Annotated in this window: 26 protein-coding genes and 1 pseudogene; 19 read left to right on the forward strand and 8 right to left on the reverse strand. The window is 34.3% G+C overall.

The window, feature by feature from the left end; genetic code table 11:
* The 4 genes from DMP16_RS03510 to purC form a co-directional block, all read right to left on the reverse strand.
* On the reverse strand, positions 1-394 hold a 394-nt coding region (locus tag DMP16_RS03510), incomplete at its 3' end, for an AIR synthase related protein (protein WP_255446781.1).
* The gene (purQ, locus tag DMP16_RS03515) at positions 385-1,059 is read right to left on the reverse strand and encodes a phosphoribosylformylglycinamidine synthase I (RefSeq protein ID WP_069282138.1); all 675 of its coding nucleotides are present in this window, start codon (positions 1,057-1,059) and stop codon (positions 385-387) included. The genes DMP16_RS03510 and purQ, both read right to left, overlap by 10 nt.
* Positions 1,056-1,310, reverse strand: a complete 255-nt coding sequence (locus DMP16_RS03520) for a phosphoribosylformylglycinamidine synthase subunit PurS (RefSeq protein WP_069282140.1) — start codon at positions 1,308-1,310, stop codon at positions 1,056-1,058. Before DMP16_RS03520 ends, purQ begins: the two co-directional genes overlap by 4 nt.
* Before the next feature lie 14 nt (positions 1,311-1,324).
* Entirely contained in the window at positions 1,325-2,026 is a 702-nt protein-coding gene (gene purC, locus DMP16_RS03525; protein WP_069282142.1) for a phosphoribosylaminoimidazolesuccinocarboxamide synthase, read from the reverse strand.
* A gap of 110 nt (positions 2,027-2,136) precedes the next feature.
* Between purC and metG the strand changes: the two genes are divergently transcribed.
* Genes metG through DMP16_RS03540 form a run of 3 tightly spaced genes read left to right on the forward strand, consistent with a single transcriptional unit; the run spans position 2,137 to position 4,086 of the window.
* Complete coding sequence (metG, locus tag DMP16_RS03530) at positions 2,137-2,481, forward strand: methionine--tRNA ligase subunit beta (RefSeq protein WP_069284562.1); 345 nt, start codon at positions 2,137-2,139, stop codon at positions 2,479-2,481.
* Positions 2,475-3,452 carry a GTPase gene (locus DMP16_RS03535; protein ID WP_143576898.1) on the forward strand — a complete coding sequence of 326 codons (978 nt, stop codon included), beginning with the start codon at positions 2,475-2,477 and terminating at the stop codon, positions 3,450-3,452. The genes metG and DMP16_RS03535 overlap by 7 nt, the downstream gene beginning before the upstream one ends.
* 1 nt (position 3,453) lies before the next feature.
* Positions 3,454-4,086, forward strand: a complete 633-nt coding sequence (locus tag DMP16_RS03540; protein ID WP_069282146.1) for a 7-carboxy-7-deazaguanine synthase QueE — start codon at positions 3,454-3,456, stop codon at positions 4,084-4,086.
* On the opposite strand, the gene DMP16_RS03545 is transcribed toward DMP16_RS03540, so the two are convergent.
* Positions 4,027-4,647: a hypothetical protein gene (locus DMP16_RS03545; RefSeq protein WP_069282148.1), complete on the reverse strand. Its 621-nt coding sequence runs from the start codon at positions 4,645-4,647 to the stop codon at positions 4,027-4,029. The genes DMP16_RS03540 and DMP16_RS03545 overlap by 60 nt on opposite strands.
* Positions 4,648-4,682: 35 nt before the next feature.
* On the opposite strand from DMP16_RS03545, the gene DMP16_RS03550 reads away from it, so the two are divergent.
* The 4 genes from DMP16_RS03550 (at position 4,683) to DMP16_RS03565 (ending at position 7,450) form a co-directional block, all read left to right on the forward strand.
* Complete coding sequence (locus DMP16_RS03550) at positions 4,683-5,084, forward strand: hypothetical protein (protein ID WP_069282150.1); 402 nt, start codon at positions 4,683-4,685, stop codon at positions 5,082-5,084.
* A 464-nt stretch (positions 5,085-5,548) separates the two neighbouring features.
* A complete protein-coding gene (locus DMP16_RS03555; RefSeq protein WP_069282152.1) occupies positions 5,549-5,869 on the forward strand; it encodes a winged helix-turn-helix domain-containing protein in 321 nt (106 codons plus the stop codon).
* A 44-nt stretch (positions 5,870-5,913) separates the two neighbouring features.
* Positions 5,914-6,423, forward strand: coding sequence for a cell division protein CdvB3 (cdvB3, locus tag DMP16_RS03560; protein WP_069282154.1), 510 nt, complete (start codon positions 5,914-5,916; stop codon positions 6,421-6,423).
* A gap of 13 nt (positions 6,424-6,436) precedes the next feature.
* A complete protein-coding gene (locus DMP16_RS03565; RefSeq protein WP_069282156.1) occupies positions 6,437-7,450 on the forward strand; it encodes a phosphate uptake regulator PhoU in 1,014 nt (337 codons plus the stop codon).
* Here the strand turns inward: DMP16_RS03565 and DMP16_RS03570 are convergent.
* From DMP16_RS03570 to pyrE, 3 genes are all read right to left on the reverse strand, one after another.
* Positions 7,434-7,838, reverse strand: a complete 405-nt coding sequence (locus tag DMP16_RS03570) for a hypothetical protein (RefSeq protein ID WP_185957807.1) — start codon at positions 7,836-7,838, stop codon at positions 7,434-7,436. The two genes, DMP16_RS03565 and DMP16_RS03570, sit on opposite strands and share 17 nt — an antisense overlap.
* 247 nt (positions 7,839-8,085) lie before the next feature.
* Positions 8,086-8,727: an orotidine 5'-phosphate decarboxylase / HUMPS family protein gene (locus DMP16_RS03575; protein WP_069282160.1), complete on the reverse strand. Its 642-nt coding sequence runs from the start codon at positions 8,725-8,727 to the stop codon at positions 8,086-8,088.
* Positions 8,717-9,304, reverse strand: coding sequence for an orotate phosphoribosyltransferase (gene pyrE, locus DMP16_RS03580; protein WP_069282161.1), 588 nt, complete (start codon positions 9,302-9,304; stop codon positions 8,717-8,719). Before pyrE ends, DMP16_RS03575 begins: the two co-directional genes overlap by 11 nt.
* Positions 9,305-9,366: 62 nt before the next feature.
* On the opposite strand from pyrE, the gene pyrB reads away from it, so the two are divergent.
* The 12 genes and pseudogenes from pyrB to DMP16_RS03640 form a co-directional block, all read left to right on the forward strand.
* Complete coding sequence (pyrB, locus tag DMP16_RS03585; protein WP_143576899.1) at positions 9,367-10,272, forward strand: aspartate carbamoyltransferase; 906 nt, start codon at positions 9,367-9,369, stop codon at positions 10,270-10,272.
* 3 nt (positions 10,273-10,275) lie between these two features.
* A complete protein-coding gene (pyrI, locus tag DMP16_RS03590; RefSeq protein ID WP_143576900.1) occupies positions 10,276-10,755 on the forward strand; it encodes an aspartate carbamoyltransferase regulatory subunit in 480 nt (159 codons plus the stop codon).
* Positions 10,752-11,348, forward strand: a complete 597-nt coding sequence (locus DMP16_RS03595) for a 2-polyprenylphenol hydroxylase (RefSeq protein WP_069282167.1) — start codon at positions 10,752-10,754, stop codon at positions 11,346-11,348. Before pyrI ends, DMP16_RS03595 begins: the two co-directional genes overlap by 4 nt.
* Positions 11,332-12,501: a dihydroorotase gene (pyrC, locus tag DMP16_RS03600; protein WP_069282168.1), complete on the forward strand. Its 1,170-nt coding sequence runs from the start codon at positions 11,332-11,334 to the stop codon at positions 12,499-12,501. The genes DMP16_RS03595 and pyrC overlap by 17 nt, the downstream gene beginning before the upstream one ends.
* Entirely contained in the window at positions 12,498-13,373 is an 876-nt protein-coding gene (gene pyrD, locus DMP16_RS03605; RefSeq protein ID WP_069282170.1) for a dihydroorotate dehydrogenase PyrD, read from the forward strand. The genes pyrC and pyrD overlap by 4 nt, the downstream gene beginning before the upstream one ends.
* The gene (locus DMP16_RS03610; protein ID WP_069282172.1) at positions 13,374-13,685 is read left to right on the forward strand and encodes a hypothetical protein; all 312 of its coding nucleotides are present in this window, start codon (positions 13,374-13,376) and stop codon (positions 13,683-13,685) included. It begins immediately after the preceding gene.
* Positions 13,672-13,980, forward strand: coding sequence for a hypothetical protein (locus DMP16_RS03615; protein ID WP_069284563.1), 309 nt, complete (start codon positions 13,672-13,674; stop codon positions 13,978-13,980). Before DMP16_RS03610 ends, DMP16_RS03615 begins: the two co-directional genes overlap by 14 nt.
* Complete coding sequence (locus DMP16_RS03620) at positions 13,977-14,585, forward strand: MarC family protein (protein ID WP_069282174.1); 609 nt, start codon at positions 13,977-13,979, stop codon at positions 14,583-14,585. Before DMP16_RS03615 ends, DMP16_RS03620 begins: the two co-directional genes overlap by 4 nt.
* A gap of 54 nt (positions 14,586-14,639) precedes the next feature.
* The gene (locus tag DMP16_RS03625; protein WP_069282175.1) at positions 14,640-15,113 is read left to right on the forward strand and encodes an Lrp/AsnC family transcriptional regulator; all 474 of its coding nucleotides are present in this window, start codon (positions 14,640-14,642) and stop codon (positions 15,111-15,113) included.
* A 40-nt stretch (positions 15,114-15,153) separates the two neighbouring features.
* Positions 15,154-15,459, forward strand: a complete 306-nt coding sequence (locus DMP16_RS03630; RefSeq protein WP_069282177.1) for an RPA12/RPB9/RPC11 RNA polymerase family protein — start codon at positions 15,154-15,156, stop codon at positions 15,457-15,459.
* A 35-nt stretch (positions 15,460-15,494) separates the two neighbouring features.
* Positions 15,495-15,734, forward strand: a complete 240-nt coding sequence (locus DMP16_RS03635) for a hypothetical protein (protein WP_069282179.1) — start codon at positions 15,495-15,497, stop codon at positions 15,732-15,734.
* Between the two features lie 40 nt (positions 15,735-15,774).
* Positions 15,775-16,007 (forward strand): annotated as a pseudogene (locus tag DMP16_RS03640) (radical SAM protein); the annotation flags it as partial.

Raw genomic sequence — 16,007 nt, forward strand, 5'->3', positions numbered from 1 at the left:
GAGTTCTATCGCTCCTAATATCCCCTACTCTAATCATATCTAATAATGCAATAGGTTTAGCTCCTTTACTTATTATATCTCTAATTATTCCGCCTACTCCTGTTGCAGCTCCATTAAATGGGTCTACAGCCGATGGATGGTTATGACTTTCAACTTTTAAGACGATAGCCCAACCGTCACCAATATCTATTGCACCTGCATCTTGCCAGTCTTCTATTCCCATCACTACGTTTTCTCCTTCGGTAGGAAAGCTCTTTAAGAAAACTTTTGATGATTTATAAGAGCAGTGCTCAGACCATACTGCATCTAGTACTTTCCATTCAGCTTCATTTGGCTCTCTTCCTAATCTTCTTCTTACCTCATCCATTTCGATAGGTAATAAGTTTACGCCCATTTTGCCAACCCTCTTAATAAAAGTAATCCATCCGTGCTTCCATCCGGTGAAATTAATTTAAACGAAGCCCTCTCGGGATGAGGCATTAACCCAATTACATTCCCCTCCTCGTTAGCTACTGATGCAATATTCAGTAGGGAACCGTTAGGGTTAGCCTTTTCAGTGGGTTTTCCCATCTCGTCAACGTACTGTATAACCATGTGTGACTTAGCATAGTCAACATCGTCTATGTAATATCTTCCTTCAGCATGAGCTATAGGCATCCTAATGATATTTTTGCCTAGTCCACGAGTTAGGACGGTATCAAATCTTACTACCTTAAGGTAAGTCCATTTAGAAATGAATCTTAGCTTCAAATTAGGTAATAATGCGCCCTTTAATAGACCGCTCTCCACTAATATTTGGAAGCCATTGCATATTCCAATTACTGGCTTTCCATTATCAGCAATCTCTTTAACGAGTTTTACAGCTTCAGTATTAGACGCTATACTACCAGCCCTTAAATAATCACCAAAACTAAACCCACCAGGTAGTATAACTCCACTATACTTATCTGGATCAAATTCTTGATGCTTTACTACTTTTGCTTGTACACCTGCTTCCAGTAACGCTTTATATACGTCAGACTCACAAGTAGTTCCAGGGAATTTTATAACTGCGATCATTCTTTACTCACTCTTACAATAATTTTATGTACAATAGGGTTGTATAATCTGCCTTCTGAAGCAACTTTTTCAATTATTTCTTTAGCGGATTTTTCGTCACTAGCCTCTATCTTAAACCTAATATATTTTCCAACTCTCGTTTCTAGTACATTTTTACTATACTTCTCTACAACATATTTTTGTAAGGTCTCTCCTTCAGGGTCTCTAACTATATCCTTATTTATTATTATTAATTCTACAGAATAAATCATTTTTAACACCTAATTTATTGTATAATTCTCTTCAAGAATTCTTCATAGGCTCTCTTAACTGTTGAGAGATCATATCCCTTTCTGTATAAATCTTTATCATAGATTTTTCCATTACTATCTCTAATCCTCATACTATCGAGGCTTATCTCGTCACCTATAATTAATTTATTATCTAATCTGCCAAATTCAAGCTTGAAGTCATACAATATAAATCCCTTATTCTTTATAAAATTGTAAAGCACTTCGTTTGCTTTTATCATAACTTCTTCAATATATCTAGCCTCATCCCTTGTAAGCAATTTAAAATATTCTAGGTGAGAGTAATTTAATAATGGGTCATGAAGCTTATCGTCTTTTAGGAAAAACTCGACAATAGGAGGTTGAAACACTTCACCTTCTTTTATCGGGAGTCTCTTGACTATACTACCCGTCGCTATATTCCTTAACACTACTTCAACTGGGATCATCTTTAGCTTTTTAACTACCATCGTCCTATCATCATACATACCAACGTAATGCGTCTCTATTCCATTCCTCTCCAACAATCTAAACAATAAGGCTGAGGTTTGAGCATTTAATACGCCTTTACCCTCTAGTACATCTTTTCTTTGACCATCACCAGCGGTTATATCATCCTTGAACTTGAGTAATACGTAATTATTCTCATACTCGTAAACTATCTTCGTTTTTCCCTCAGAAATCTTGGTTAGCTCCATTACGACTATTTTACATGACTGGTATAAAAACTTTGCTAAAATAATCCTTTAATATTTACTTATTTATGTAAATGATAACCCTTATAATCTTATATGGACTCTTTAAGAACATGAGTTCCCAGGTAACTATAGACGATTTCGCTAAACTCGATCTGAGGGTAGGTTTAGTCAAACAGGCTGAGAGAATAGAAGGTACCAGATTGTTGAGACTAGTTGTTGATCTAGGTAGTGAACAGAGACAAATCATAGCTGGGCTCGGAGAGTATTATAAGCCAGAAGAATTAGTAAATAAGAGAATAATAGTTATAGCTAACTTAAAGCCTAGAGTAATTAGAGGTTTTGAAAGTCAAGGTATGTTGCTAGCCGCTGGATGTAAGGAAGACGAACAAAAAGGAATAAAACCTAGAGTGCTAACAGTAGATGGAGAGATTCCTCCAGGAACAAAAATATGTTGAATCCATTTGATAAAGTAAAAGTCCCCGCAAAGACAGATGATACTATAAGGATAATGTTGCATAGGCTCCCTAAAATAAATGGTAATACGCCAAAGGATAGAGAAATAAGGAGGTTAATGGAATATTATCAAAGGATAGAAAAATATTATGATTTTGTATTAAGTTTTCCTAAGATAGATGAACTTCACCCGTTTTATGTAGAGTCCATAAATATTCTAATAGATATTAATAAACTTAAAGTTGATTTATATATAACTAAAAAAACCAGTTTAGTATCTATGCGAATATTAAAAAAATATATGGAAGAAATTAGGAGAAGTGACTCCAGAGAATCTAATAAGCTCATGAGAGAAGCTTTCGGTAGAGTCTCCTCTCTATTGAGAAAATATAGAAAGTATATCGATGAAATAATAGACGTTACAGTTCAACTGAAGAAGATGAAGGCAATAGACCCTACACTACCAACAATTATAGTTTCCGGTCCTCCTAACGTGGGCAAATCTACTTTGGTATCTAGACTCTCTACAGCTAAACCGGAAGTAGCAAACTATCCATTTACTACTAAGGAAATTCATGTGGGGCATATAATTATTAACGATAATTACGTTCAAGTTATTGATACTCCAGGTATTTTAGATAGACCAAACGAGAAGAGAAATAAGATAGAAGCCAAGGCTATAAATGCTTTAAAAAATTTAGATGGAATAATCGTATACATGTTCGATCCTTCAATTTCCTCTATTCTAACTGTCGATGAGCAAATTCATCTCTTTGAGGAAATTTTGACTTTCAAAAAAGTGGTAATTCCAGTTATAAATAAGATTGATGATAAAGATATTAATAATTATGATTCCATAGTAAAAGAGCTATCAAGGAGGAGCATGAAGTGGTATGAAATAAGTGCTGAAAGTGGGTTAGGTTTGGAAGAGTTAAAGAAAGATCTTTTAAATCGTCTAAACATTAGTAGGTAGAATGAAATACAGAGTAATTGAGATATTTACCTCGATTCAAGGGGAAGGAGAGGTAATTGGTAGACCATCTAACTTCATAAGGTTAGCTACTTGTAATCTGAGATGTGTTTGGTGTGATACTAAGTATTCTTGGAGTGTGGGAACTTTAATGGATATTGATGAAATTGTAGCTAGATTAGACAATAGAATAAAGTTGACCACAATAACCGGTGGTGAACCATTACTCCAAAACTTAGAACCATTAGCAGAAGTACTAAAGGGTAGGTTAGGTCATAAGATAGTAATCGAGACTAATGGCACTATAAAGCCTTCAGAAAAACTAAGGAAGCTTGTTGACGTATTTTCGGTCTCGCCAAAGTTAAGTAATTCTGGACACAATATTAACTATAACTTTAAGGATGACGATTGGGCCACATATTACAAGTTTGTAATAGTTTATCCTCATAAAGACATAGATGAGGTAGTGAAATTTGTAGAGTCTCAAGCAATTAATCCAGAGAAGGTAATTTTACAACCCGATGGGAATAGACAAGATTACATTGACGCAATTTCAGAGATAACAGAAGTTTTACTGTCAAAAGGTCTCCAATTTAGGATTCTTCCTCAATTCCATAGGATTCTTGGAATTAGATGAAAGAGCCTCTGTCAGTCTTATCATTTTCTCTTTACCTTTTCTTAAAACTTCATTAGCTACTTCAACTAAACCAGATAAATTCTCCACTTTCTCATCTACTTTATTTTTTAATAAATGCGTCATTCTTACACCCGTTCTCAACTCTAATAAGATTCCCTTATAGTTAGATACTAAGATTCCGCTATGTTTAAATCCCGCGTTTCTAGCTATTTGTAAAACATTCCATGCGGTGTCCATATCCTTAGCATATACATGTACTATTGGACCTTGTACTATTAACCAAAGTCTACTTACTTGACCTTTACTGATGACAGCTTTAAGGTCTTCCAGGGAAATTCCCATGTGGTTCTTATATATTACTGAAGAATTTTTCCTATCCCAAGGCACTTCAGCATCAACAATTGTGACTCTTCCACTACAGCTACTTTGTGTGAAAATTTTCTCGCTGTAATTATAAAATGCCATTAAGAAATCCCAGATGTCTGGATCTAAATATCCTATTTCCCTATCATGATATATCCTCTCTATAGCTTTCTTCCTTAACTCTTCCCACGCCAGCAACTTATTTAACTCTGTAAATTTTAGATAATAAAGTTGTGAGTCTAAGGGATGTGATAAAAAAATACCTACTGAGCGAAGAGTCTGTAATTGAAGTAGGCGAAAATGAGATTAATGACGCTAAAGAGTTCTTAGAACTTGATGAAATAAGGGTTGGAACTAGGGTGATTTTAGTAGGTAAGAACGGTCGTAAAAGGTTAGTGGATTTAGGTATTTTGCAGATTATAGCTAAATGTGGACATATAGAGTTTATAAAGGATTATCTAGACCTTTCTATCCCGTTAGGTGATATACATGGAAAGTATGGCGTTTACACAGAAATTGAATATCTAGCCTTAAATGAAAAATGCTATACAGAAGATGAGGATCTTGTAGCTGTGTTAAAAAAGCTTAAAGAGTATATCCTTAAGAGGGAAAAGGCTTCAACTATCAGATATTAATCTCGTTTTTCACCTTAAAGGGCTCTCTCTCATGGCTGTTTATAGGTTTATCTCGCCTTTATTGCTTCATAGTTATTAAGCGGTGAGATTACTTAACCGGTCTATTCGATTAGTAATAAACCACGGAACATCTTCAACCGTTTTACCCCTATCTCTCTGGTGGAGTTGCCTTCACATCACCTTCCGTGGGACTAAAAAGATATGCATTTTAAGGGAGAGGTACAGAACTATATTTCCCTTTTAGTTTTTCACCCTCTTAAATCTCAGTTTTAATTTGACATAAGTTCATTTTATGTTAATTCTTGAATTAAATAGTTTTCATGTTTTTTAATGAAAAGATTTTTATTAGAGAAGAATGTTTTAAACTTTTCGCAAGGTTATCCTATGGTTTGAAAATTGTTATCCAACCGTTAAGAATTGTAGTGAAGAATATAAACTAGTTGACTCACAATTACTTCTGAATAATGAATGAGAAAGAGGTAAAGGAAGTTAGGAAACTGTTTAAATTTTTGTTTTTTTCTTCTCGTGGAGGATTGACTAGGCTAAAAATCGTCAGATTACTTGAAGATAAATCGTTAAACCCAAATCAAATATCTACAGCTTTAAATATTGACTATAAAACAGTTATTCATCACCTCGAAGTTTTAATTCAGAACCATGTTGTGTACAAAGAAGCCGACGGCTATGGTATCCCATATAAACTTACTTCTTTCTATAAGACTTACAAATTTATTCTGGACGATCTAGAAAAAGAGGAAAGAAGAAAAATTATGAATAAAAAATAGATAGCAAATCCCTTTTAAGCCTTAATTCATATAATAAGTACATTGTGAAGAGGAAAGCTAAGACTCTCGCTGAGCTCATCATTAACATAAGAATTGCTAGAAATAAAGTAAGAAGCTTAATGAATGGTATAAAAGGAAAGATAGAAATGTACAATAATTCTTCGCTTGTAAATGTCTCTAGATTTCCTCATTTATCAAAAATGTTACTAAGAGAATCGGAGATATTGGAAAAAGTATTGAATTATTTAGTGACTATTGATGTGATGTTAGAGTTATTAGAAATAAAAGTTGAGACAATAATTTATATAGGCTATATAGTAAACGATGCTCCTGCTGTAGTAGAGGCAATAAAGTCGCTCAAAGATGAAATAGGTAGTCTGCCTGAAATTTCGATACTATTAGACGGTATTTACGAAGACTTTTTCGAAAGTATCGATGTGCCTAAAGATATTAAGATCAGAAGCAAAGAAGATGCGAAGGGCGTTATTGAAGAAGCGAAGAAAATAGCTGAATTGAAGGAGAAAAGAGAAATTTATTATGAAGTAAATACATAGATCTATATAGATTATGTCAAGTAAATCAATAACCAGGAAGATTCAGCTAACTGGAGGATCAACCTATATAGTCTCACTGCCAAAAGAGTGGATTAAAGCACTTTCTTTAAGGAATGGAGATGAGGTTGAAATAGTTCAAGATAAAGATATGAGATTAGTAATTGTGCCTAAAGTAAATAACACTCGTGATCAGAATGAGCTTAGAAAAATTCTAAATTGTGAAAAAATTTCTGCTGAAGCAATCATTAGAGAGTTTATTGCACACTACATGGCAGGATATTCCTCAGTGATATTCTCTTGTCCTAAGATGACTACTTCTGTGAGGATGTTAATAAAAGATGAAATAAGGAGAAGATTATTAGGGGCAGAAGTTGTTGAAGAGGATGCTAATACTATATCCATACAGTTCCTCGTAGACGAAAAGGAATTACCAATTAAGAAAGCCATGTCTAGGGCATTTACAATATCATTTAACATGTTAAGAGACTCTTTGGAGTCGATAAGACTAGCTGATATTGAATTAGCTAAAGAAATAGCTGGTAGGGATGATGAGGTAGACAGGTTTTTCTTCTATATAGCTAGACAATTAACACTCTCTGTGAATATGCTAAGTATATTAGAATCTGAAGGTTATAATATAGCTCAACTTGTAGATATCTATTCCGTAGCTAAGGTCATAGAAAGAGTGGCGGATCATGCAGACAGAATTGCCACTTTAGCTGAAGACGTTAGTAAGTTTAGCAAAAAAGATGAATTAACAAATTTAGGATATAATATTCTTGATACCTATAAGACTTCAATGAATGCTTTCCTAAACGGAAAGAAAGATGTCTCACATGATCTAATTTCAAATATTAATATCTTTAAACAGCTTGCAGAGATGCAAGAGAGTGCAATAAAGAGTAATGATAGTCCAAAAATTGTAACATCAACTTCTATGGTAATCGAGTCTTTGAGGAGAATAGCCAGGTACTCCTCAGATATAGCAGAGGCAACAATAGATATGTTAGCTAAATCTGGTAAGTAACGAATTTTAAGTTCTGAAATGATAAGTTTTTATATATTGAAATTACATCGTTCATAGTTCTAGCTTTTTTCAATTTATTTGAAGTTCCCTTTAGAGATAACTTATCCTCAAAAGTGTAAACTCCGCGCCTATATAGAGATGATATACATTCAGTGTTCATAACTGAAACTATTACATAACCTATACTAAACAAGGAATCGGCTGTTTCTAGATCTTTATACGAAAATAAGCAGATTCCGGGGTGTGTGTGTGAAGTAGCTATACCTTTAGGAAACGGTACGTTGACCTTACGTTCATCGCCTTCTAAGATGTAATATGAACCATCCTCAAGAATTATGTTCATATACTCTATATCGGAAGAAATAGTCCTTTTAGCATAATTCATCATAACTTCCTTCAGAAATTTCATATATACTTTTAGGACTTCATCGTAAATCGAAAAATAACTGAGATTATAATTATTGCCAATCTTAACTAGTGAGTGTTCTATTTCTACATTACTTCTTACATATAAATAATTAAAATCAGTGAAAGGAATAATATCAAATTCTTCATGAATATCCTCTGCTACCTTAGTAAGTCCATAAAGTTTTGCTATTTTTTCGCTACTCTCGTCCTTTCCGATGAACTCTTCTTTAACAACTCATCACCTTATTACGAATAATTTCGTTGATCTTTCTTATTTCATTAATTGGATCTGGAGAATTATAGACGCTTCTTCCAACTATTTCATAATCTCCACCGGCACAAATTGCATCACCATAGTTAGCTCCTTGCGTACCAACCCCTGGAGAAATTATAGTTATTTTAGGGAACATAAATCTAAATTCTCTTATTGTATCAAGCCTAGTCGCTCCGACTACTATACCTTTAGGTTCAATTTTCTGTATTATCTGCTTTATATAATTATTAAACTCATTATTCCATCCTCTATGTGACATGGCTGCAACCAGATATAAGTTCTTCCTCTGTGAGTCTAGGAACGTCTTTAACTCGTCTAATGCGCCCTCGATCCCTACAAAAGAATGAGCTATAAATGCGTCAGCGAAGCTTAACCTTTCAACTATTTGCTTCATCACGAACCCTATATCTGCTAATTTGAAATCTATTATAATTTCTTCAAGTTTTATATCGTTTAGGATTTCTTTCAATTTAATTAATCCCACATCTAAGACAAAGGGTAATCCTATCTTTATTCCATGAATTTCGTTTGAAATCTCTAGTAAAACTTCTCTGGGGATGTGTTTGTCTAGAGCCAAGATTATTTTATTTTTCAACGTTTTTCACCAAATATTCCATTATAGTTTTTCTCTCGGTCTCCTCAATCTTATTGGTCTTTAACAGATCATTGAGAATTTCCGAAATTTTAAAAAGTGAATGAAGTGTAATACCTATCTTGGCTAATCTTCTTGATGCTCCTTCTTGTCTATCGATTATAACTAATGCGTCAGTTACTTTTCCTCCTTGATTTAATATCTCCACTGAAGCCTTCTCTAAGGACAGACCAGTGGTAGCTACATCATCTATTAGTAGTACCCTCTTTCCTCTTACATCAACTTCTAACAATTTATTAGCCCCATGGCCTTTCTTTTCTATTCTTATGTATCCCATGGGTTCTCTAAGGTTACAAGCTATGAAGGAGGCTAAAGGTACACCTCCAGTAGCAATTCCTACTATCATGTCATGTGGTAACTGTTTAACCTTTTCTAATGCTAATTTTACAACGTCATAAAACTCTGAATGGCTTGGTAGTGATCTTAAATCTAAATAATAAGGACTGACCTTCCCTGATGTTAGCACGAAATTTCCAATTAATAGCATTTTCTTTTCAAACAGTACATCTGCGAAATTCATCGGGAGAATTCTCGGAAAAAGAGTTTAAATTACTTCTCCTCTAATTACTATCTAGGGCTTTTGTGAAATTAAGACATATTATATCCTCTCTTGATTTAAAGAGAGAGGACTATTTTAGTATCTTTGAATACGCCGACAAATTCGCTAACGTTAAAGGCAAGCTGACGCATTTGGAGGGAAAAGTATTAGCTTTAGCTTTTTTCGAGCCTAGTACGAGAACGGCTCAAAGTTTTCAAACAGCAGGAATTAAATTAGGAGCGAACGTAATTGGCTTTAGTTCAGAAGAATCTACATCTGTAGCTAAAGGTGAAAATCTAGCTGATACTGTAAGAATGTTAAATAATTACTCTGACTGTATTATAATGAGACATAAATTTGATGGAGCCTCACTATTTGCGAGCGAGATAAGTGAAGTACCAATAATAAATGCCGGAGATGGAAAGCATGAACATCCTACACAGGCCATTATAGACCTTTATACAGTTTATAAGGTGTTTAATACAATTGACAATTTAAACTTTGGATTATTGGGCGACTTAAAGTATGCTAGAACGGTAAATAGCTTATTAAGAGCCTTAACTAGATTTAAGCCTAAGAGAGTCTTTCTGATTCCCCCGCCTCAACTTAAGGCTAGAAAAGAAATAGTAGAGGAATTAAATTACCAGACAATTGAAGTTGAGAACCCGTACGACGTTATACAAGAAATTGATGTATTATATGTTACACGTATCCAGAAAGAGAGATTTGTGGATGAAGTTGAATATGAGAAAGTTAAAGAGAGCTATGTTGTTGACACGAAGCTAGTAGAATTCATGAAAAAGGGAAGCATTATTCTTCATCCATTGCCAAGAGTCAATGAAATAGATAGAAAAGTGGATAAGCTGGCACAAGCTAAATACTTTTATCAAGCCTCATTAGGCGTACCAGTTAGAATGGGTTTACTGTATAAGATATTTAATGAGGGATGAGGAATGATAAGTCCGACTAAGGGAAATGAATTAATTGTAAGTAAGATAAAGAATGGTACAGTAATTGATCATATACCTGCAGGAAGGGCACTTTCAGTGTTAAGAATCTTAGGAATAAAGGGAAATGAAGGATTTAGAATAGCTCTAGTTATGAATGTAGAAAGTAAAAAAATAGGTAGAAAGGATATAGTTAAGATTGAAGACAGGGAAATAGATAAGAAAGAGGCTAGCTTAATCACACTTATTGCTCCCTTCGCAACTATTAACATAATTCGAAATTATAATGTAGTTGAGAAGAGAAAGATGCAGCTGCCAAAGATCGTTAAAGGTATAGTTAAATGTCCTAATCCCCAATGTATAACGAATAATGATGTAGAAGCTGAAAGTAAGTTTTTAACTATCTCTGTAAAACCGCTAAAGCTCAAGTGTCAATACTGCGAAACATATATCACTGAAGAGGATGTGCTAAGGCAGATACTATGAAGTACTACGATGTTTTGGAGAAAATAAGAGATGGAAATATATATAAAGTTACCATAAATTTTGATAAATATCCTGAAGCAGGTCAATTTGTCAGTCTAATCATTCCCAATGAAAATGAAATACCGCTAGGAGTTGGAGATTACGATCATGAAAGAAACATACTTAAGTTATACATCGAGTCTGAACGATTATTTAACAAGATAGGTAGGAGAATATTGATAAAAGGACCATTAGGAAATCCAATTAACCTAAGAAATGTTAAGAAAGTAATAGGTATTGCTAAAGGGGAGTATTATCACGATTTAATTTATCCCTTAAAAATGGCTAAGTTGCAAGGAATAAAGGTTTACGCTAAGTGTATAAATTGTAAACTAAACTACGAAGAACCTAGTGAGCTTGAGGCGGATTTATTCTTAGTTTCGGTTCCCTTTCAAGATTTATCAATGATTAAATTGCCAAAAGAGAAGACTATGGTTTATGTGAGGTGGGTGAAAATGAACTGTATGCTTGGAGTGTGTGGAGTATGTGAGGTAAAGGGCAACTTAGCTTGTATAAAAGGTCCATTTATGAGGCTTGATGAAATTGTGGATTAGTGGAAAAGCATACATAAACAGTGAAGTGAAAAATATATGTGTAGAGTTTGATAGAAAAATTAAGGGAATAAAACCAACTTGTAAGCCAGACATTTCATTACCTCAAGGCACATTGCTATTACCCGGCGCAATTGATCTACATACTCATATAAGGGGTCTAAAGATGGCATATAAGGAAGACGTTGTGTCTGGCACTAGTGAGGCATCATATGGCGGAATAACACTTGTTGGAGATATGCCTAATACTATCCCCTATATAAATAATGTAGAAACTATAAATTCTAAACTTAAAGAATTCGAGTATTATTCAAGAGTGGATTATGTAATCTACTCTGGAGTTACGAAAGAATTTGAAAAAGTTGACAAATCTCCAGTAGGAGGTTATAAGATATTTCCAGAAGATCTAGAAAAGGAAGAAACTTACGAAGTATTAAAGTCTAAGAAGTTGAAGATACTTCATCCAGAAGTACCTATAGCATTAAGGGGGAATAGGAGGTTAAGACTTAACAGATGGTATGAAATAGGGGCTTTATTTTACTTAGAAAAATATCAAAGGATCCATATAACTCATGCAACAAACATAGATACGATAAGGTTAGCGAAGAAGATGGGTTTCACCGTTGATCTTACCCCGCATCATATTCTATTAACTGATGAAAAGAATTGTATTAATAAGGTCAATCCACCAATTAGGAGCATCACAGAAAGATTACAACTATTGCAAGGATTATATGAAGTTGATGCTATAGTCAGCGATCATGCCCCTCATGCTAACTTTGAGAAATCTTATCCGTACGAAATCTGTCCACCTGGAGTAGCCCTAGTTTCGTTCACTGTTCCCTTCCTTTTTTCGTTGGTAAAAAAGGATATACTAAGCCTAGACGACGCAGTAAGGGTAATATCAATTAATCCTGCAAAGATTTTAGGCTTACCTTATGGCGAGATTAAAGAGGGAAATTACGCTAATTTTACTATAATTGAATTTAAACATTGGAGATATTCAACTAAATATTCTAAAGTTACTGAGACTCCTTTAGATAACTTTCCCTTAGAGGCTTCAGTATACATGACTATTGTACAAGGTAAGGTAAGTAATTATCAAGGAGAAGTATTTCCGATAAAGGGAATAAATCCATTTAGTGATATGGCATGATTCAAATTAAAGGTATAAGTTTTTACGATCCTCTGATAGTAGCTTCTGGTATTTTGCCGGATATTCCAAAATATATTGGAGAAATCTGTGAAAAATATAAGCCATCTGCTATAACAACTAAGACCGTAACGCTAAACCCATTGGAGCCACATAAACCTCCTACTTTAATTAAACTACACGACGGTATTTACGTGAACGCTATTGGCCTAGGTAATCCTGGAGCTTATAAAATAAATGAGATGAGTAAAATGTCATGTCCACTAATAGTGAGTGTTGGTGGCTCTTCTATTGACGAGATAGTTAAGGTCATTGAAGCAGTAAAAGATATTGCAAGTATGTTAGAGGTTAATGTAAGTAGTCCTAATAGGAAAGGTTACGGAGAATCTTTGGCAAAATATGTAGGTCAAATAGTCGAGAATGCAAAAAGTATAGCTAATAAGCCGTTATTCATAAAACTAGGACCATGGGACAACGTAGTTGAGCTAGCCGGAAAAGCATTGGAAAAAGGTGCCGATGGATTAACGTTGATAAACACTATCAAAGGTTTATTGATCGATATAGAGACTTTCAAGCCCATATTAAGTTATGGAACTGGTGGAGTATCCGGTAGGTGTCTCTATCCTATAGCTTTAAGGATAATTAAGGAAGTTTATGAAGAGTATGATGCCGATATTATTGGGATTGGAGGAGTATTCGATTGGACTGATGTTATTGGTATGTTAGCAGTAGGAGCTAAACTAGTTGGATTAGGTACCGTCTTAATAGAGAGGGGGTTTAAAATCATTGATGAGATAAGGGATAATATAACTAAATACTTAGTTGAAAAGGGTTTAAAAATTGAGGATCTGATAGGTATTTCAGTGAAGAAATAAATGGTAAGGCCGGTAATGAAAGGTAGAGATTTGGAAACTCTCGTGTTTTTAGGCAGACTTAAGGAGGTTAAACTGGAATACTGTGATGAAGAAAAAAAGATGGCAAAGGTAGTAGGGATAACTGATACCAACGAGGAAGTAGAAACAGATTGCATTCCTTTAAGAGCAGCAGGTAAGATCTCCACGGTTATCAAACATTATTTGAGGTTAGGTGTGGGAAAGTATATTATAACTCAGAACGATATGTCAAACGTTAAGAACGTGGATACTACTGAGTCAGATGAGGAGGGAGAAGAAAATGGTCAAGTTTAGAATAGATAAAATACCGAAAAATGATAAAGACATGGAAGAAATTCAAAGAGAGGTTGAAGAGACACACCATCAGCATGAGCACGAACATGGAGTTGAGGAATTATTAAGTGAGCTTTACCTCAACTTACAGAGCATGCAGGGAAAAGTAGATGAGCTTAGTAAAACAGCAGAGGATTGTAAGAAGGAAATATCGAAACTTTATCTCATAATCAGTAAGTTATTAATAGCCTTAACAACACGAGATCAAAATGAGAAAATTCAAAATCTAAAAGATATTCTTGGTTTACTAGAATGATTAACATTATTGCAATACCTGAAATTGCATTTAAGTTATATGCGATCATGGATCCTCTTTCAATATTACCATATCTCATAGCATTGTACGAGGAGTTTAATCGTAATTCGCAAACTAAGGTAGGTTGGAATTTTTTAGTGAATAAGATATCTATCGCAGTAGTAGCTCTTTTGATTTTTTTCTCGATTTTAGGTGGTCCTCTCTTGGCTTTTCTAGGAATTAGTACGTCAGCACTAGAAATAGGGGGAGGTATAGTATTAGTATATCTCGGAGTCGATACTTTGGGTGGGTTTCAGCAATTGAAATTTCTATCTAGCAGAATTGAAGAGGCAATTGTAACACCTATTGCTACCCCGTTAATTGTAGGTCCGGGTACTATGACGGCTCTAATTACGTTATCGGTTAACAATAACGTTATCGTGTTAATAGTAGGTAGTTTATTAGCGTCTCTTCTAGTTTATCTGTCACTGTTACTAGGTCCTGTTATAATCAGAGTACTAGGCAATACGGGTACTGTAGCTGCCGGAAGATTTATGGCAATTATAATAGCTGCCTTTGGAGTTCAGCTTATACTAAATGGTATATCTCAAATAAAGTTGATATGAAGAATTCGGGTTGTAATGAAAATTTTTTAACATGTCAGTTAACTTTATATTGAGATGTCTGATAGTAAAAAACGCATTCCAGATCTAGATGCAATAGATAGAAGGTTATTAATTGAACTAACTAGAGATGCTAGGACTAGCCTTAGGAGACTTGCAGAAGAGATGAACGTTTCACCAGCAACATTACATAATAGAATGACCAGAATGGTTCAAGAAGGTATAATTAGGAGTTTTGTCGCATTGCTTGACTACTCTAAACTAGGTTTTGCACTAACTAGTATTATTATGGCTAAGGTAGATGGAAAACATTTAGTGGAGTTCGAAAAAGAGATAGCTAATGCAGATAATGTTATTGCGGTATACGACGTAGTAGGGGAGTACGATGTTGTAATAATAGCTAAGTTTAGAAGCGTTGAAGAGTTAGATAGTTTCTTAAAACAATTACTAAAGAATCCTAAGATAGAAAGGACTTATACTAGTATAGTACTCAATGTTGTAAAAGAGGATCCCAGGATAAGAATATTCTAAGCAAAACTTTTTATACCATTTTAAGGCATTATTTAGAATTATGAAGTTTTGTCCTAAATGTGGAGGATTAATGATTCCGACTAAGAAGGATGGTAAGGAAATGTTAAGGTGCACAAAGTGCGGATATGAGATGTTATTGAGCGAGAAGGAAAAGAAAGAATATAGTGTAAAGGAGAGTAGGGATAAAAGTAATAGAGTGCTAACAACGTCAATAGTAAGTGACAAGGAGGGAAGGAATTTGAGTGAAGAATTGCAACAGGAGAGAGAGGAGTATTACAAGGAAGTAGGTTTAGAATTATTAAGGGAAGAATTTGAAGGTAATGAAGAGGAAAGTGGAGAAGAGTAAATCTTATATTAGCCATCTTTCTTATAACTAAAGTAATGAAGATAAGTGAAATTTCATCAAAATATAAGACAAAATTTGGAAGATCAGAAGTAATAATTGAAGAGGCAAGAAATGAGAAAGGAGAAACTATATACATTTACACTTCTCTAATATCAGTCAATTTACCTAATGGCGAAAAATGGTCTCCAAAGATTGATGACGCTAAGGACCTAGATAGGAGTAATTCTTCAGAAGACCTGAAGAGAAATATTAGGAAATTACTACAACTTTTATAAAAAGGGTTTATATATAAGATCAAGATAAGGAAAATAAAAGGTGACTTTTTTGGATCAAACGTTTGATTTCATAATAACGACAGACAGATGCCTAATGACTAACCATCATGGAAAAGAATTTTTAGGTTTCTTAGCAACCGGTCCAGCAGTTGGCTTACCAGAGAGTGTTTGGAAATGGTTAGCATGTCCTAAAATAGGTGTAGATGATTTAGGAAGACCTAAAGAAGCCCCTTATGGAATGAGAAAAATAGAGGCTAAGTTAATTGATGAGGG

The organism is Sulfolobus sp. B1, assembly GCF_007050195.1.
Taxonomy (GTDB): domain Archaea; phylum Thermoproteota; class Thermoprotei_A; order Sulfolobales; family Sulfolobaceae; genus Saccharolobus.

Excerpts from the sequence above, each read along its gene's own strand:
- DMP16_RS03565 (WP_069282156.1), top strand. The coding sequence starts at position 6,437 with ATGTCAAGTAAATCAATAACCAGGAAGATTCAGCTAACTGGAGGATCA.
- pyrD (WP_069282170.1), top strand. The coding sequence starts at position 12,498 with ATGATTCAAATTAAAGGTATAAGTTTTTACGATCCTCTGATAGTAGCT.
- DMP16_RS03620 (WP_069282174.1), top strand. The coding sequence starts at position 13,977 with ATGATTAACATTATTGCAATACCTGAAATTGCATTTAAGTTATATGCG.
- purQ (WP_069282138.1), bottom strand. The coding sequence starts at position 1,059 with ATGATCGCAGTTATAAAATTCCCTGGAACTACTTGTGAGTCTGACGTA.
- DMP16_RS03615 (WP_069284563.1), top strand. The coding sequence starts at position 13,672 with ATGGTCAAGTTTAGAATAGATAAAATACCGAAAAATGATAAAGACATG.
- pyrC (WP_069282168.1), top strand. The coding sequence starts at position 11,332 with ATGAAATTGTGGATTAGTGGAAAAGCATACATAAACAGTGAAGTGAAA.
- DMP16_RS03540 (WP_069282146.1), top strand. The coding sequence starts at position 3,454 with ATGAAATACAGAGTAATTGAGATATTTACCTCGATTCAAGGGGAAGGA.
- DMP16_RS03635 (WP_069282179.1), top strand. The coding sequence starts at position 15,495 with ATGAAGATAAGTGAAATTTCATCAAAATATAAGACAAAATTTGGAAGA.
- pyrI (WP_143576900.1), top strand. The coding sequence starts at position 10,276 with ATGATAAGTCCGACTAAGGGAAATGAATTAATTGTAAGTAAGATAAAG.
- pyrE (WP_069282161.1), bottom strand. The coding sequence starts at position 9,304 with ATGAATTTCGCAGATGTACTGTTTGAAAAGAAAATGCTATTAATTGGA.
- DMP16_RS03555 (WP_069282152.1), top strand. The coding sequence starts at position 5,549 with ATGAATGAGAAAGAGGTAAAGGAAGTTAGGAAACTGTTTAAATTTTTG.
- DMP16_RS03520 (WP_069282140.1), bottom strand. The coding sequence starts at position 1,310 with ATGATTTATTCTGTAGAATTAATAATAATAAATAAGGATATAGTTAGA.
- DMP16_RS03570 (WP_185957807.1), bottom strand. The coding sequence starts at position 7,838 with ATGATGAATTATGCTAAAAGGACTATTTCTTCCGATATAGAGTATATG.
- purC (WP_069282142.1), bottom strand. The coding sequence starts at position 2,026 with ATGGAGCTAACCAAGATTTCTGAGGGAAAAACGAAGATAGTTTACGAG.
- DMP16_RS03625 (WP_069282175.1), top strand. The coding sequence starts at position 14,640 with ATGTCTGATAGTAAAAAACGCATTCCAGATCTAGATGCAATAGATAGA.
- DMP16_RS03610 (WP_069282172.1), top strand. The coding sequence starts at position 13,374 with ATGGTAAGGCCGGTAATGAAAGGTAGAGATTTGGAAACTCTCGTGTTT.
- DMP16_RS03595 (WP_069282167.1), top strand. The coding sequence starts at position 10,752 with ATGAAGTACTACGATGTTTTGGAGAAAATAAGAGATGGAAATATATAT.
- DMP16_RS03535 (WP_143576898.1), top strand. The coding sequence starts at position 2,475 with ATGTTGAATCCATTTGATAAAGTAAAAGTCCCCGCAAAGACAGATGAT.
- DMP16_RS03630 (WP_069282177.1), top strand. The coding sequence starts at position 15,154 with ATGAAGTTTTGTCCTAAATGTGGAGGATTAATGATTCCGACTAAGAAG.
- metG (WP_069284562.1), top strand. The coding sequence starts at position 2,137 with ATGAGTTCCCAGGTAACTATAGACGATTTCGCTAAACTCGATCTGAGG.